The organism is Fusobacteriaceae bacterium, from assembly GCA_031272775.1.
Lineage (GTDB): Bacteria > Fusobacteriota > Fusobacteriia > Fusobacteriales > Fusobacteriaceae > JAISST01.
Map to the genome: position 1 here is coordinate 23,080 of JAISTB010000022.1, position 14,927 is coordinate 38,006.

The window sequence follows — 14,927 nt, forward strand, 5'->3', positions numbered from 1 at the left end:
TTTTGTCCTTTCTTCAGCTCAGTTCGATCTCGATCAGGGATTTGTTGAGGCGTTCAATGGAAATACATTCGCCGGTATCGACGTTGATTTCCGCGACGATGGCGTTGATCCGCTCTTTTCCTTCGGCCAGCAGAAATTTTTGCGGCATGGCCGTCATAAATTTCGGCAGCACGCTTTCCGTGGACATGCCGATGATCCCGTTGTCGGAGCCGGTCATTCCGATATCCGTGATGTAGCCGGTCCCCTCGGGGAGGATTTTGTTGTCGGCGGTCTGCACATGGGTATGGGTGCCCGCCACAAGGGAAACATAGCCGTCCAGGTACCAGGCCATGGCAAGCTTTTCCGAAGTGGCTTCCGCGTGAAAATCGATGATAATGAGCTTTGTGTCCGTCCGGATTTCGTCGACGGCTTCCCGGATCTTTTGGAATGGGCAGTCGGTAGGCGGCATAAAAACGCGCCCCTGCAGGCTGACCACGGCGATTTTGTTTTTCTTTTTGTCTTCGACGACGACATATCCCCGTCCGGGCGATTCGGGCGGGTAATTGAGCGGGCGCAGCGCCCGGGGGGCGCCGTCGAGGTATTCGTAGATCTCCCGCTTGTCCCAGATGTGGTTGCCCGAGGTCAAAACATCGCAGCCCCAGGAAAGGAGCTCGTCGGCCAATTTTCCGGTCAGGCCGAAGCCGTTGGCGGAATTCTCGCTGTTGACGATTACGAGGTCGTAGTTGTCTTTGTTTTTGTCAAGAAACCGTTTGAGGGTTTCCCGTCCGGGCCGTCCGACGATGTCGCCGACCAGAAGTATTTTTGTCTTGTTCACGCTGGTTCTCTCGCTTTCCGTATTCCGTAGTATGATCCCTTGATGTTACGTATTTGCTTCGCCGGTCCAGGCTTTGAGGTCGGCAATGAGCTCGTCGACGTCTTGCTCTTTCGTGGCCCAGGAGGTCACGAAGCGCACGATGGCCCGTTCGCCGTCCAATTCTTCCCAGAGCTCAAACACGTATTTTTTTTCGGCTTTGGCGATCAGGGCTTTCGAAAAGACCGGGAACTGCTGGTTCGTATCGGAATCATAGCCCAGGGCGATCCCGTTTTTAAGGAAGCCTTCTTTCATTTTTTTCGCCGTTTTGTTGGCGTGAGCGCCGTAGCTTTCGTAGAGACCGTTCTCAAAGAGCGTTTCAAACTGCAGGCCCAACAGGCGTCCCTTGGCAAAGAGGGCCCCGGTCTGCTTGATGATGTGGCCGATCCCTTCCTTGAGGTCCGGGTTTACAATGACGAGGGCTTCCCCGAAGAGGGCCCCGCACTTGGTCCCGCCGAGGTAGAAGGCGTCCGTCAGAGCCGGATAATCGGTAATGGCGATATCGTTTTTCTCCGAGGAAAGGGCCATAGCCATCCGGGCCCCGTCCAGATAGAGATAGTATTTTTTTTCCTTGCAAAATTCGCTGATGGCGACCAGTTCCTTTTTCGTATAGAGCGTCCCCATTTCCGTCGGATTGGAAAGATAGACCATCTTCGGCTCCACCGTGTGAGGCGGCAGCAGATGCCTGAGGGCCTTTTCGATCAGCGGAATCGAGAGTTTTCCGTCGGGGGAGGTCCCCACGTCAAGGATCTTGTGCCCCCGGGCTTCGATGGCGCCCGACTCATGGATGCTGATGTGGCCGGTGGAGAGCGCGATCACGCCCTGCCAGGGCTTCAGGGCCCGGGCGATGGTGATGAGGTTTGTCTGGGTGCCGCCGACGAGAAAGTACACGTCCGCGTCGGGTCTGTTGAGCTTTTTCTTCAGGGTCTCCCGGGCTTTGGCGCAGTAGTCGTCTTCGCCGTAACCCACGGTGCTTTCGAGGTTTGTGGCCGCGAGGCGCGCCATGATTTCGGGAATGGCCCCTTGGCTGTAGTCGTTGCCGAAACTGATCATATTCCTTCCTCCCCGGCCGGGATGGCGCGGTGACCGAGTCCGATAACGACTTCGTCGAGGCGGAACATGCCGATCGTCAGAAAGATACAGACGCACATGTGCTCCTCGGCGCAAGCGATCCCGATTTTCCCCCCCACGTTAAATCCCAGCGCTTTGTTTTTGATTTGCTCAATGGCTTCCCGCGTCGCGCCGATCAGGGCGCCTTCATTGACATGGGAATCATCGATGATGCCGTTCCGTTTGGCGGTAATGACCGAGCGTTCCATGATTTTCGTGACGGTATCGATGACGGATCCGCCCACGTCCACCGCGGCTGTTTTGATGTTCCGTTTCTTGTAGTCCTCTTTGAGGACCGCCTCTTCCTCCCGGGTCGAGGTCGCCATGACAATGGCGATTTTCGCGACGTCTTTGCTCTTGTACTTCATCCAGATCATCCTCCGATACTACAGTCCTACATGATTTTTCCGAAGATGCACAGTTTATCCGCTATTCTCCTTCCTTGTCCAGCTTCCGGTTCCGGAACCAGATCAGCATGTCCGTGGAGACCATGGCGGCGTTCAGGAGATAGAGAAATACCACATAATCGACGGTATTGTTGACAATTTTGTTTAAAATCCCCGAAATATAGCCGACAATGATCACGATCAGAAAAAGAACGCTTTTTCCCCTGGCGGTCCGGGATCTCCAGGACCGGTAGATCGAAAGGGGCCAGGCCGCGCCGAAACATATCAGCATGATGATTTCAAAAACCTTCATAATTCCTCCCATTCATTTCAGTTACAGTATATTATACGATATTTACCGGGGAAAATTCAAGAAAAAGTTGAAAAATCCCGCTTCCGACCGTAAAAAAACGGCGTCTTCTCCATGAAGACACCGTCCGTTTTCCGCTTTTTCATCTGAGACCGAAAAATTTGACGTCCCGCAGGTAGTCGGGAATGGCTCTGTCCGACATCTGGAAGTATTCGTCCACCATTTCGGCGATGACTTCGTCGATCATGGTCTTGATGATGTCGATCTTTTCCTTGCAGGCGTCGCGCCGGATATTGGCTTTTTTGATCTCCCGCTCGATTTTGGCGATATTGCGCTTGGCGGCGTCGATTTTCTTCAGTCCCCCGTCCAGCGTCACGCTTTCGTCATCGACGATGTCGAGACCGATCTTCCCCTGGAGGAAATTCTTCTCGTTTTCGCATTTTTCGAGCTCCGCCGAGGCTCTTGCCCGCTGGCCGTTGAGCTCTTCGAGCTGTCGCGAATAGATCTTGATGTTGTTCCGCTGGTTCGTGATCAACTCCCCGTAGCGCTCCCGCAGGCATTTCCAGTCGCTGTCCAGCGTGTCGATCATGGTCTCCAGCGTCGCGCCGCCGATCTGGTCGTCCCGGTTGCCCTTGACGGCCCCTTCGGCGTAGAAGGCGCATTCTTTGGCGTCTTCAATGATTTCGGTCTTGATTTGCTCGAGTTTTTCCTTGTGGGCCGTAAAAACCCGCTGAAAATCCTCCTGGGCCCGCTCCAGCATGTCGTCGATCTCGAGTTCTTTCAGTTTCAGCTCCGTCCGGAGGTCGCTGAGTTCGAGCTGCATGGTCATCCTGTCCATGGTCTTCACCGACGAGAGGTCCTTGCCCTGCATGTCCTCGATATTTTTCCGGATCATGCGCAACTCGGCCTCGTGCTCCAGTTTGATCTGCTCGAGGTTGTTTTCGATTTTCTTTTCTTTCTCGCTTTCGTATTCGGCGATTTTTTCGCACAGGGACTCAAATTTATCCGTCAGGGTATTCGTCATCTTGTACTCCCGTAAGAGGGTGTTGCCGGCAGAATTCGCAACCATACGCATCTTCTCCTGTTTCAGATTATATTGTCCGGAAAGGGATTGTTCTGCTTTCATTATATCATATATGCCCCGCCCTTGTATACCCGAAAAAAAACTTTTTTGACAGGAATCAAAAAGCCCGTATTTCCGGTCACAAAAAACGGGCTTCTTTTTGACAAATACAAATTCGGTTCCGGACCGCTAGGGATGACTGATCCGTTGAAATTCCTGGAAATCGCTGTTGAAAACGTTTTCCCAGTCTTTGTTGTAGCGGATGACGAGATCGGGGTTCGCCTGTTTCAGCGCGTCCAAAACCCCGAGGGCCTGCTCTTTGGTGTCGGCGTTGAGCTCTACCCGCTCTTCCGCCGTCCGCAGGATGATCCGGTAGATTTCCGAGTAGCCCTTGCCGCAGCAGAGCCGGAAATTGACGCCCTCAACCTGCAAGTAGGCCCAGCGGATGTCCGACGCCCGATAGCGTTCCTTCCGGAATAAAGAGGAGTAGCTCAGTTCACCGTTTTCCACGATTATTTTTGCCATTTCATCACCTCGCTTTTTTTTTGTGGGAATGGCCTTACTTATAGTTTTTGATCCTCGCGACGGCCTCTTTGAGCCGCTCGACGCCTACGGTCAGCGACAGGCGGAAATATCCCTCGGATCCGAAGGCCTTTCCGGGCACCACCGCCACCTGGACCTGTTTCAGCAGATCGATCGCGAAATCCAGCGAATCTTTTCCGGACAGGTTTTCGTAATTGACGAAGAGGTAGAAGGCCCCCTCGCAGGGCACGACCTTGTAGCCCAGTTCCGTCAGGGCGGCCGTCATGTAGTCCACGCGCTTTTTGTACTCGGCCGCGAGCCAGGCGAGGTCGTCAAACTTCGTCAGGGCGATTTTCGCGGCTTCGAGGGAAATGGCGGCGGGGCTCCCCACCGTGAAGCCGGAGTTGTTGAGAAAATAGGGATAGAGTTCCTTGGGGCCGATCGTGTAGCCCATCCGCCAGCCGGTCATGGAGTGGGACTTGGAAAAGCCGTTGGTGATGATGAGCTTGTCCGCCACCTGCGGAAAGGCTCCGAAGGAAACGTAGTCCGTGTAGACGATCCGGTTGTAGATTTCGTCGGCCAGGATGAAGACGTCCTTGTCGGCGAGGTAATCGCAGATCGCTGAAATCTCTTCTCTGGACATCACGACGCCCGTGGGGTTGCAGGGATTGCAGAAGATGACGGCCTTGGTCTTTTCGGTCATGGCCGCGGCGAGCAGCTCCGGCGTGATCTTGAATCCTGTCTTGGAGATATCCACGATCACGGGTTTCGCGAAGGACATTTCCACCAGCGGCACATGGGCCGGGTAATAGGGCGCGAAGATGATAACTTCATCGCCCGGGTCAAGGATCGTCCGGACGGCGCAGGCAAGCGCTTCCGAGGACCCCGTATTCATGATGACGTTATCCCCCGTGTAGGCGGTCCCGAAATGCTTGTTGTAGGTTTCGGCCACCAATTTCCGGATTTCCATGCCGCCCCCGCTCGGCGGATATCCAAAATGGCCGCGCTCCACGAGTTTGACCGCTTCCATGACCAGTTCCCGCGGCGTGGCGATATCCGGGTCCCCGATCGTGAGGTTGATGACGTCCTTGTAGTTGAGGCTTTCCTCAAAGATCTTCCGGATCAATGAGCGTTGCAGGTTTTGAATGGCGCTTGAGATTTTCATTTTTTACATTCCCCCTTTATGCGTAATGGTTGTTGCTTACGAATTGCCGCGCAGGTCCTCGACGAGTTCCGTTTTGTCCTTGGTTTTCTGGTCCACGTCCTTGATGATTTTCGCGGGATTGCCGCCCACGACGGCCCCCGCGGGCACGTCTTCGAGCACGATGGCCCCCGCGCCTACGACCGCTCCTTCGCCGATCGACACCCCTTCGATGACGACGGCGTTGGCGCCGATCAGGACATTGTCCCCCACGGTGACGGGCTTTGCCGACGGCGGTTCCACCACGCCCGCGAGGACTGCCCCCGCGCCGATGTGGCAATGCTTGCCGACGATGGCCCGGCCGCCCAGGATGGCGCCCATATCGATCATGGTCCCTTCGCCGATTTCCGCGCCGATATTGATGACGGCCCCCATCATGATCACGGCGTTTTTACCGATCGTGACCTTGTCGCGGATTACGGCCCCGGGCTCGATCCGCGCGTCAATGTAGCGCAGATCCAGAGTGGGCACGCCGGAATTCCGCCGGTCGTTTTCCAGATAGGATTCCGTGATTTTTTCCTTGTAATCCGTCAAAACCCGGTCGATTTCCGTCGCTTCCCCCGCCAGGAACCAGGATCCGTCCCCTTTGAAGACTTTTGCGCTCGTCCGGAGCCCCGTCAGGTCACCGGCGATCCAAGCCTTGACCGGCGTCTTCCGGCTGGCGTTTTTGATAAAAGCGATGATTTCCTCGGCCGTATTGAGATTTCCCATAATTCCTCCCTCTGAATGATCTTTATGAATCGCTATGTTCCGGGCGAATGGCCATTCGCCCCATGGTTTCCCTTAAATGATGTCTTCCATCGTGTAAAAACCGGCTTTTTTTTGGACCAGCAAGCGGGCCGCGGTTATGGCCCCCCGGACAAAGATGGCCTTTGAGGCCGCCGTATGCTTGAGTTCGATGATTTCGTCGTCCCCGCAGAAATAGACTGCGTGTTCTCCGGCGATGGTCCCGCCCCGAAGGGCGCTGACGCCGATTTCATATTTTTCCCGTTTTTTGTTGCCCGCCCGGCCGTTGACTTGCGTGACCGCTTCGGGAATGGCGCTGGCGGCGGCTTCGGCCAGGGTCTTGGCCGTGCCGCTGGGGGCGTCCAGCTTCTTGTTGTGATGTTTTTCGACGATTTCAATATCGAAGGTCTCGTATAACAAGGGCGTTACGGCCTTGATCATTTTGACGAGAATGTTGATCCCGAGGGAGACATTGGACGCCAAAAGAAGCGGAATCTTCCCGCCCGCTTGTTTCATGAGGGCAAGATCCTCCGCCGTATATCCCGTGGTCGCGATCAAAAGCGGTATTTTACGCGTCGTCGCGAAGTCAAGGAGCTTCGGTATCCTCGAAAAATGCGAAAAACTGATGATGACGTCTCCGGTCTCGGACGTCAGCTCGTCGGCAAAGCCCGCGACTTTGAGGTCGCGGCTTTCCTCAAGGGCTTTTTTCAAAAGGCCGGACATGGTTCCGGTGCCGTGGATGATGACTTTCATAGGCGGATTCCCAACTTTTCCATCAGCGTTTTCAGGATTTCGAGATTTTTTTCCTCGATGGGTCCCAGAGGCGACCGGCCCGGGCCAACATTGAAGCCGAGGAGATTGAGGGCCGCCTTGACCGGAACGGGATTGACCTCGTAAAAGAGGGCGTTCATCAGCGGCAGATACTTGAGCTGGATCTCCCGGGCCCTGGCGTAGTCGTTGTTGAGAGCGGCCACAGCCATTTCGTGGGTTTCAAAGGGAATGAGGTTCGCCGATACGGAAATCACTCCTTTGCCGCCCAGGGAAATGACCGGCAGGACCACGTCGTCGTTGCCCGAGTAAATGTCAAACTTCGGGATTTCCGCGGCGATCTGCGCCGTATAGGACAGATTTCCCGTGGCGTCTTTTACGCCGGTTATTGTATCGATTTGGGACATTTTTTTCAATAACGGAACAGATAAATTGACGCCGGTCCGCCCGGGCACCGTGTAAATAATAATCGGGATCGAAACGGACGCCGCGATGGCCTTGTAATAGCCGTAAATACCGTTGTCGTTTCCTTTGTTGTAATAGGGCGTCACGACCAGTAACGCATCCACGCCGCATTTTTCCGCTTCTCTGCTGATTTTGACCGCATGTTCGGTGTCGTTGGTGCCCGATCCCGCGATAACGGGGACTTTGCCGCCCACGCGGGCCTTCACGAAGCGCAGGGCCTCGACTTTTTCCTCGTCGGTGAGCGTCGGACTCTCCCCCGTCGTGCCGTTTATGATAAAGGCGTCGGTTTTGTTTTTCAGGTGAAAATCGACGAGCCTCCCGTAGACCTCGTAATCGATGTTGTTATTTTTGTCAAAGGGCGTTGCCAGAGCCACGCCGGATCCTGTAAAAATAGCCATTTTTCCTCCTTTAAGCCTGATGCGTAAAGAGTTCCGCGATCTGGATCGTGTTGGTGGCCGCCCCTTTGCGGATGTTATCGGCCACGGTCCAGAAATTGACGCTGTTTTTGGCGCTGAAATCCCGCCGGATCCGGCCTACAAGGACGAGATCCTGACCCGAGGCTTCCGTAGCCAGAGGATATTTGTTTTGCTGCGGATCGTCGACGAGGATAAGGCCCGGGGCATCCTCAAAGGCCTTTCTGACGTCGGCAAGCTCATAATCACGTTCAAGCTCCGCTGTAATGGAGATGGAATGGGCGTTGACGACCGGAACCCGCACACAGGTCGCGGTAATCGGGAGATCGGGGATCCCCAGAATTTTTCTCGTCTCGTTGACCATCTTCATTTCCTCTTTCGTATAGCCGTTTTCGAGGAAGACGTCGATATGCGGCAGCGCATTATTGACGATCGGATGGGGGAATTTCTGCGGGGGATTTCCTTTAAGCCCCTCTTCGAGGTCGGCGATTCCTTTCATGCCGGCCCCCGATACCGCCTGGTAGGTATTGTAAATCACGCGTTTCAGGCCGTATTTTTTGTGGAGGACATCCAGCGCTTCCACGCATTGGATCGTGGAGCAGTTGGGGTTCGCGATAATATTGTGGTTTTTGAAGGCGGCCTCCGGATTGACTTCCGGAACCACCAGAGGAACGCTTTCGTCCATGCGCCAGGCCGATGAGTTGTCGACGACAAGGCAGCCCTTTTCGGCGGCGATGGGGGCGAATTTGCGGCTGACGTCGGCGCCCGCCGAGAAGAGGGCGATGTCTATCCCCCGGTCAAAACTTGTTTCCGTCAGTTCCTCGACGACATAGTCCTTTCCCTGGTAATTGACGGTTTTTCCGGCGCTTTTTTTCGAGGCGAACAAAAAGAGTTCGTCGTAAGGGAATTTCCTCTCGGCCAGCACCTTGAGGAACGTGGTCCCCACTAGGCCTGTCGCGCCCGCGATTGCTAATTTCATGATATTTCCTCCCGGATTTTTATAAATTAAAGGCCTTGGCCGTCACCTGGACGGCCTTGTTGAGATTCTCTCTGTCAATGCTGCATGAAATGCTGATTTCGGAGGTCGTGACCTGGTAAAAATTCACGCCCGCCGCGCTGAGGGCCGAAAAGAACCTGCTCGCTACGCCGGTGCTGTTGGCCATGCCTACGCCCACGACGGAGATCATGCCGAGGTTGTCCGCGAAGGAGACCGTGGCCCGGGGCAGGTCTTTTTTGAGCTTTTCCACGGCCTGGTCCAGGAGATACTTCTCGTTGACGGCCACGCTGAACGAAAGTTCCAGAATATTGTCCTTGGTGATATTTTGCGTGATCATGTTGATGTTGATCCCCGCTTCCGTCGTGATGTCGAAGATCTTCGCGATCGTCTGGACGGAATAGGCCACGTTGGAGATGCTCGCGACCAGAATTTCCTTTGTGACGCTGATGCCGGTGATGAGTTTGTCCTCAAGCCCGTATCCTTTTTCCATGATATATGTTCCTCCGCTTTCACTGAGACTTTTTCCTACGTAAATGATGACCCCGTATTTTTTCCCGATCTCCACGGCCCGCGTTTCCATGACGCCCGCACCCAAAAGGGCCATTTCCATCATTTCCTCATAGGAAATGTGGGAAAGGGGTTTGGCGTCGGGGTAAATCCTGGGATCCACGCTGTAGATCCCGTCGACGTCGGTGTAAATCCGGCATTCGCAGCGCAGGCTGGCGGCCAGGGCCACGGCCGACGTATCGGAACCGCCGCGACCCAGGGTCGTGATGTCCCCCGCTTCGTTTATGCCCTGAAAGCCCGCCACCAGGACGACTTTGCCCTCGGCGAGATGGCGCTCAATCTTCTCGACGCCGATATTTTTGATTTTGCTCTTCGTGTGGATGCCGGTCGTTTCCACCTGGGCCTGATAGCCCGTCAGGGAAATGGCCGGCTGGCCTTTTTCGATCAAGGCGATGGCGAGATAGGCGATGGTCTGCTGTTCGCCGGTGGAGAGCAGCGAGTCCAGTTCGCGCTGGTCGGGAACCGGGGAAAATTCTTTGGCGCGAGCGATGAGCTCGTCCGTGGTTTTCCCCATGGCCGAGGCCACCACGACAATTTCGTCACTGCTTTCTTTCTTGAGACGGATGATGTACTCCGCGATGCTTTTGATTTTCTCCGGCGTGGCGACGCTAGTCCCGCCGTACTTCAAGACTACTCTCATGGATCCTCCGTTTTTTGACAGGCCCCGGTCGGTTTTTTCCTATTTGTAACAAAAAACCGGCCCACTTTCCGCCGGTAGTCAATCATAATCAAAACAAGTTGATTTTTGAGCATAATATTCACCACAGAAAGCGCAACATTGAGGAGCCTCAATGACAGTGACGCGGATATTGTCCGCATCCCCAATTCCGAAGCCGGATCAGGCCCCGCAATTTCGGCAACTCTCCCTTTTTCGCCCCTTCTCCGCCCTGATCCGGGCTCCCGGTGGATACTCTTTAGAATTGCACCTCAGTCTGTTTTCGATTGTATTATATTATAGCAAAGAAGGCGCCGAAAATTAAAATATATTTTTTGAATGTATATCACCCGTATAATATATTCCATATATCTTTGCGGAAAATTGTGTTTTTTTTTCTCCTAACCGGGAAAAAAGGTTTACATAAGGGGAAAAATCCGCTATAATTTTCATAAGAACAAAACGCGCCGCGGGGCGCGAAAAGAAAAATCGAAAGGCGGCGACAGGCATGTACAGATACCGGCAAAAAACTCCCGGCAAATTTTCCTTCTTCATCGGCGTCCTCCTGATCATTTGGGCGGTGATCATCCAGCTCAATTCCAATTTCAATATCGGTTACCCCATGATGATGGCCCTGGGTCTCGTCATCATGGCCTGGGGGCGCTTACGGGCGCGTCTTCCCCTTGCGGTCCGGCTTCCGGTCTATGCGGCGGGGGCCCTGGCGCTGGGCGCCATGCTCTTCTTGTTTCTCTACGGGAAAAAAGACACGGCGGATTTCCATGAAAAGGCCCTGATCGTCCTCGGGGCGGGGATCCGGGGAGACAAGCCCTCCCGCAACCTCCTGGGGCGGCTCGATTGCGCCCTTTCCTACCTCGAACGGAACCCCGGCGCCGTCGTCATTGTCTCGGGCGGGCAGGGCGAAGACGAGGACTATACGGAAGCCGAAATCATGAAGCGTTGGCTCGTGAATCACGGCGTCGCCGAAGACCGCGTTTATAAAGAAGAGCGGGCCGCAAGCACCGCGGAGAATTTCCGCTATTCCAAAGAAATCCTTGACAATCTTTATCCGGAATCATGGACGGCTGCCTTTGTGACCTCCGAATACCATATGTTCCGTTCGGCCCAAATCGCCGGGAGACAGGGCATTACCGTCAGCCGTTACGGCGCGCCCCTTGCCTGGTATCTCTATCCGGCCGCCTATTTACGAGAAACCCTTGCCTGTGCGTATAGCTTGATTTTCAAAAAGAAATCCGTGACCGCAAAGGACGAATGACTTTCGTCCCACTCGGACACAAGGAGGCGTATCATCATGTCAGTAGCAGGCGCAATTGCCGTACCCCATCCCCCGCTGATCCTGCCGCAGGTGGGCCGCGGGGAGGAAAAGAAAATTCAAAAGACCATTGACGGGTACCGGGAAGCGGCGGCCATGGTCGCCCGCTGGCAGCCCGAAACCATCGTCCTCGTGTCGCCCCACACGACGATCTACGCCGATTACATTCACCTCTCGCCGGGCCCGGGCGCCTCGGGAGATCTGCGTCAGTTCGGCGTCAGGGACTACGCCTTGCGTGTGGATTACGACGAAAAATTTGTGGACGCCCTGTCGGTACTCTGCAAGGACAAAGGCATTCCCGCGGGGACCATGGGCGAGCGGGAACCCGCCCTCGATTACGCGACCATGATTCCTCTGGAGTTTGTCAATGAAAAATACCGGACCTACAAGCTTGTTCGGGCCGGATTTGCGTATCTCACGCCGGTTGAGCACTACCGCTTCGGGAAAATGATCGCGGCCGCGGCGGCCCTTTTGGGGAGGCGTATTGTCTTCATCGCCAGCGGCGATCTTTCTCACAAGCTCAAAGCCGACGGCCCCTACGGCTTTGCCCCGGAAGGGCCCGACTTTGACCGGCAGGTCACGGAAGCCATGGCCAAAGGGGATTTTCTGAAATTCCTGACCTTCCCCGACAATTTCTGCGAAAAGGCGGCCGAATGCGGCTTGCGCGCATTCCAGATCATGGCCGGCGTCCTGGACGGACTGGCCGTCCAATCGAAACTGCTTTCCTATGAAGGACCCTTCGGCGTAGGCTACGGCGTCGCGGCATTTTCCGTGACGGGAACGGATCCCGCCCGGGCCTTTGACCGGACTGCCGCGGAAAGGGAACAAAAATCCGTCGACGAAGCCAAAAGCGGTGAGGACGCCTATGTGAAGCTGGCGCGGCTCAGTCTCGAGACCTATGTGAAGACCGGAAAGCAGGCGGCCCTTCCCGAGGGGCTCCCCCCCGAAATGACCGGAAAACGCGCCGGGGCCTTTGTGTCCATCAAGAAAAACGGCCGGCTCCGGGGTTGCATCGGTACCATCGGGCCCGTCCGAGAATCCGTCGCGGCGGAAATATTGCGGAACGCCGTTTCCGCAGGGCAGGAAGACCCGCGCTTTTCCCCGGTTGAGGAAAAAGAACTGCCGAGTCTTGTCTACAGCGTCGACGTGCTGGGGGAAACGGAACCTGTGGCGGACAAGAGCGCCCTTGACGTCAAACGCTACGGCGTCATCGTCACGAGCGGCGGCAGGCGGGGTCTGCTTCTTCCGAATCTGGAGGGTATCGACGACGTAGATACCCAGATTTCCATCGCCCGGCAGAAGGCGGGCATAGGGCCCTCGGAGCCCGTCACCCTCGAGCGCTTCGAGGTGATCCGGCACAAATGAAGACCCTCTGTACCCTCTGCCCCAGGCGTTGCGAGCTCAACCGGGATCAGCGCGGCTTTTGCAGGGCCCGGATCAATCGCGGCGGGCAGATCGTCTCCGAAAATTACGGCAGACTCACGGCCATCGCCCTCGATCCCATCGAAAAAAAGCCCCTGTACCATTTTTACCCGGGCAATAAAATCCTGTCGGTCGGGAGTTACGGCTGCAACCTGCGCTGTCCCTTCTGCCAGAACCACGATATCGCCCAAGTCGGGGAAGACGCCGTTCCCTGGCGCTTTGTGAGTCCCGATGAATTGGTCGGAAAGGCCATGGAGCTCATCCCCGCGGGGAATATCGGGATCGCGTATACCTATAACGAGCCGCTGATTTCCGCCGAATATGTCCTTGACTGCGCCAAGGCGGCCCGCCGGTATCATCTGAAAAACGTCCTCGTCACAAACGGGACGGCGTCAGAAGCGACCCTGGAAGCGCTTTTGCCGTGGATAGACGCCATGAATATCGATCTCAAGGGCTTCAGCCAGGAATTTTACGACAAGGTCGGCGGGGATTTTGAGACCGTCAGGCAAACGATCCGGAAGGCCCGTGGCAGGACCCATATTGAGCTGACGAAACTCGTCGTGCCCGGCATGAATGATACCGAAGAGGACACGGAAGCCATGGCCAAATGGATCGCGGCGCTGGATCCGGGGATCCCCCTCCATGTGAGCCGGTTTTTTCCCCGCTACCGGATGTCGGATCTCGCTCCGACGCCCATAGCCACCGTCAGGCGGATGGCGGACGTCGCGAAAAAATATCTGAAAAATGTCTATGTGGGAAATTGTTGAATGTAAAAAAGACCGGCGGGGCCGGTCTTTTTTGATTCATTTTTCCCGATTTTACCGCTTGCCGTACATCCGCTCGTAATAGCTTTGATAGTCACCGGAGACGACTTCATCCACCCAGTCTTGATGATCGAGATACCAGCGAATGGTCTTTTCGATCCCGAGCGTAAAAGGCGTTTCGGGATACCAGCCCAGCTCCCGGACGATCTTCGCGGGGTCAATGGCGTAGCGGGCGTCGTGACCGAGACGGTCGGTCACATAGGTGATCAAGCCCTCGCCGATATTCTCCAAATCGGTCTTGAGGACTTTTTGGTATCGGGGATTTTCGGCGATCAATTTTTTGATCGTCGCGATGGTGAGCTTGACGATACGGATGTTTTCCTCTTCATTGAAGCCGCCGACATTGTAGATTTCCCCGGGCCGCCCCTTTTCGAGGACGAGGGCGATGGCTTTACAATGGTCGTCCACATAGAGCCAGTCCCGCACGTTTTCGCCCTTTCCATAGACCGGGAGGGGTTGCCCCGCCAGGATGTTTTTGATCATCAGGGGAATCAGCTTTTCCGGAAAATGATAAGGCCCGTAATTGTTTGAGCAGCGCGTGATGTTCCAGGGCAGGTGATACGTCTCGCCGTAGGCGATGACGATCATGTCGGCCGCGGCCTTGGAGGCCGAGTAGGGCGAGCGGGGATCAAGGGGGGTATGTTCCGTAAACATGCCGCTTCCATAGGTTTTGATATTTTTTCTTCCCGAGGCGATTCCGGCGACCTCGGCGTCGAGCGTCAACTCTCGCGGGGTCTCATAGTCTTTTTTCAGGCTCCCGTAGACCTCGTCTGTGGAGACCTGATGAAATTTTTTCCCCTCTTTCCACAGGGGGTAACCCCGCTCATCCTTTCCGAGTGTCCAGTATTTGCGCGCCGTGTCGAGAAGATTCTGGGTCCCGAGGATATTCGTTTCAAGAAAGAGCTTCGGATTTTCGATGGATCGGTCCACATGGGATTCGGCCGCGAAATTGACGACCTTGTCGATATCTTCATTTTTGAAGATCCGCTCGGTCAATTCCCGGTCGCAGATGTCCCCCCGGATAAAGCTGACTCGAGGGTCTTCCAGCTCCTCCCGGATCGTGCCGAGGTTCCCGGCGTAGGTGAGCTTGTCCAGCAGCACGAGGCGCGTGTCCTTCGTCCGCTTCAGCAGATATTTCGCAAAATTGGCGCCGATAAAGCCCGCGGCGCCTGTGATCAGGCAGGTTTTCATGATTCCTCCGGTGAAAGGGATTGTCGTTTGCGTTTTTTCTTCCCATAGTATAGCGGATTTTTCCGGATTTGTCCATGAATTTATCGCAAATCAAGCGGTTGTTGAAATAAAGTCATGGACATTTCCG

The 14,927-nt window shown here is 55.3% G+C and carries 16 protein-coding genes; 3 read left to right on the top strand and 13 right to left on the bottom strand.

Annotated elements, in window-relative coordinates; genetic code table 11:
* Positions 1-13: 13 nt before the first annotated feature.
* The 12 genes from LBQ97_05840 to LBQ97_05895 all read right to left on the bottom strand — a co-directional run bounded on the left by LBQ97_05840 (position 14) and on the right by LBQ97_05895 (position 10,018).
* Positions 14-814 carry a TIGR00282 family metallophosphoesterase gene (locus tag LBQ97_05840; GenBank protein ID MDR1832230.1) on the bottom strand — a complete coding sequence of 267 codons (801 nt, stop codon included), beginning with the start codon at positions 812-814 and terminating at the stop codon, positions 14-16.
* 45 nt (positions 815-859) lie between these two features.
* Positions 860-1,903: an aminotransferase class I/II-fold pyridoxal phosphate-dependent enzyme gene (locus LBQ97_05845; GenBank protein ID MDR1832231.1), complete on the bottom strand. Its 1,044-nt coding sequence runs from the start codon at positions 1,901-1,903 to the stop codon at positions 860-862.
* Positions 1,900-2,328 (bottom strand): HutP family protein, encoded by a 429-nt coding sequence (locus LBQ97_05850; protein ID MDR1832232.1) that lies wholly within the window; start codon positions 2,326-2,328, stop codon positions 1,900-1,902. The genes LBQ97_05845 and LBQ97_05850 overlap by 4 nt, the downstream gene beginning before the upstream one ends.
* 61 nt (positions 2,329-2,389) lie before the next feature.
* Complete coding sequence (locus tag LBQ97_05855) at positions 2,390-2,659, bottom strand: hypothetical protein (protein MDR1832233.1); 270 nt, start codon at positions 2,657-2,659, stop codon at positions 2,390-2,392.
* Positions 2,660-2,798: 139 nt separating this feature from the next.
* Positions 2,799-3,725, bottom strand: coding sequence for a hypothetical protein (locus LBQ97_05860; protein MDR1832234.1), 927 nt, complete (start codon positions 3,723-3,725; stop codon positions 2,799-2,801).
* A gap of 183 nt (positions 3,726-3,908) precedes the next feature.
* On the bottom strand, positions 3,909-4,244 hold the full coding sequence (locus LBQ97_05865; protein MDR1832235.1) for a hypothetical protein: 336 nt from the start codon (positions 4,242-4,244) through the stop codon (positions 3,909-3,911).
* Between the two features lie 34 nt (positions 4,245-4,278).
* Entirely contained in the window at positions 4,279-5,406 is a 1,128-nt protein-coding gene (locus LBQ97_05870; protein MDR1832236.1) for an aminotransferase class I/II-fold pyridoxal phosphate-dependent enzyme, read from the bottom strand.
* A 36-nt stretch (positions 5,407-5,442) separates the two neighbouring features.
* Positions 5,443-6,153, bottom strand: coding sequence for a 2,3,4,5-tetrahydropyridine-2,6-dicarboxylate N-acetyltransferase (dapD, locus tag LBQ97_05875; protein ID MDR1832237.1), 711 nt, complete (start codon positions 6,151-6,153; stop codon positions 5,443-5,445).
* Positions 6,154-6,225: 72 nt separating this feature from the next.
* On the bottom strand, positions 6,226-6,921 hold the full coding sequence (dapB, locus tag LBQ97_05880) for a 4-hydroxy-tetrahydrodipicolinate reductase (GenBank protein MDR1832238.1): 696 nt from the start codon (positions 6,919-6,921) through the stop codon (positions 6,226-6,228).
* A complete protein-coding gene (gene dapA / locus LBQ97_05885) occupies positions 6,918-7,799 on the bottom strand; it encodes a 4-hydroxy-tetrahydrodipicolinate synthase (GenBank protein ID MDR1832239.1) in 882 nt (293 codons plus the stop codon). Before dapA ends, dapB begins: the two co-directional genes overlap by 4 nt.
* 10 nt (positions 7,800-7,809) lie before the next feature.
* Complete coding sequence (locus tag LBQ97_05890; protein ID MDR1832240.1) at positions 7,810-8,793, bottom strand: aspartate-semialdehyde dehydrogenase; 984 nt, start codon at positions 8,791-8,793, stop codon at positions 7,810-7,812.
* Between the two features lie 19 nt (positions 8,794-8,812).
* On the bottom strand, positions 8,813-10,018 hold the full coding sequence (locus tag LBQ97_05895; protein ID MDR1832241.1) for an aspartate kinase: 1,206 nt from the start codon (positions 10,016-10,018) through the stop codon (positions 8,813-8,815).
* A gap of 523 nt (positions 10,019-10,541) precedes the next feature.
* Here LBQ97_05895 and LBQ97_05900 point away from each other — a divergent pair.
* The 3 genes from LBQ97_05900 to amrS are packed head-to-tail and all read left to right on the top strand — an operon-like array spanning position 10,542 to position 13,552.
* A complete protein-coding gene (locus LBQ97_05900) occupies positions 10,542-11,306 on the top strand; it encodes a YdcF family protein (protein ID MDR1832242.1) in 765 nt (254 codons plus the stop codon).
* A 36-nt stretch (positions 11,307-11,342) separates the two neighbouring features.
* Positions 11,343-12,728: an AmmeMemoRadiSam system protein A gene (gene amrA, locus LBQ97_05905; protein ID MDR1832243.1), complete on the top strand. Its 1,386-nt coding sequence runs from the start codon at positions 11,343-11,345 to the stop codon at positions 12,726-12,728.
* Complete coding sequence (gene amrS, locus LBQ97_05910) at positions 12,725-13,552, top strand: AmmeMemoRadiSam system radical SAM enzyme (GenBank protein ID MDR1832244.1); 828 nt, start codon at positions 12,725-12,727, stop codon at positions 13,550-13,552. The genes amrA and amrS overlap by 4 nt, the downstream gene beginning before the upstream one ends.
* 51 nt (positions 13,553-13,603) lie before the next feature.
* Here the strand turns inward: amrS and LBQ97_05915 are convergent, their stop codons facing one another.
* Positions 13,604-14,800: a dTDP-glucose 4,6-dehydratase gene (locus LBQ97_05915; GenBank protein ID MDR1832245.1), complete on the bottom strand. Its 1,197-nt coding sequence runs from the start codon at positions 14,798-14,800 to the stop codon at positions 13,604-13,606.
* Positions 14,801-14,927 lie beyond the last annotated feature (127 nt).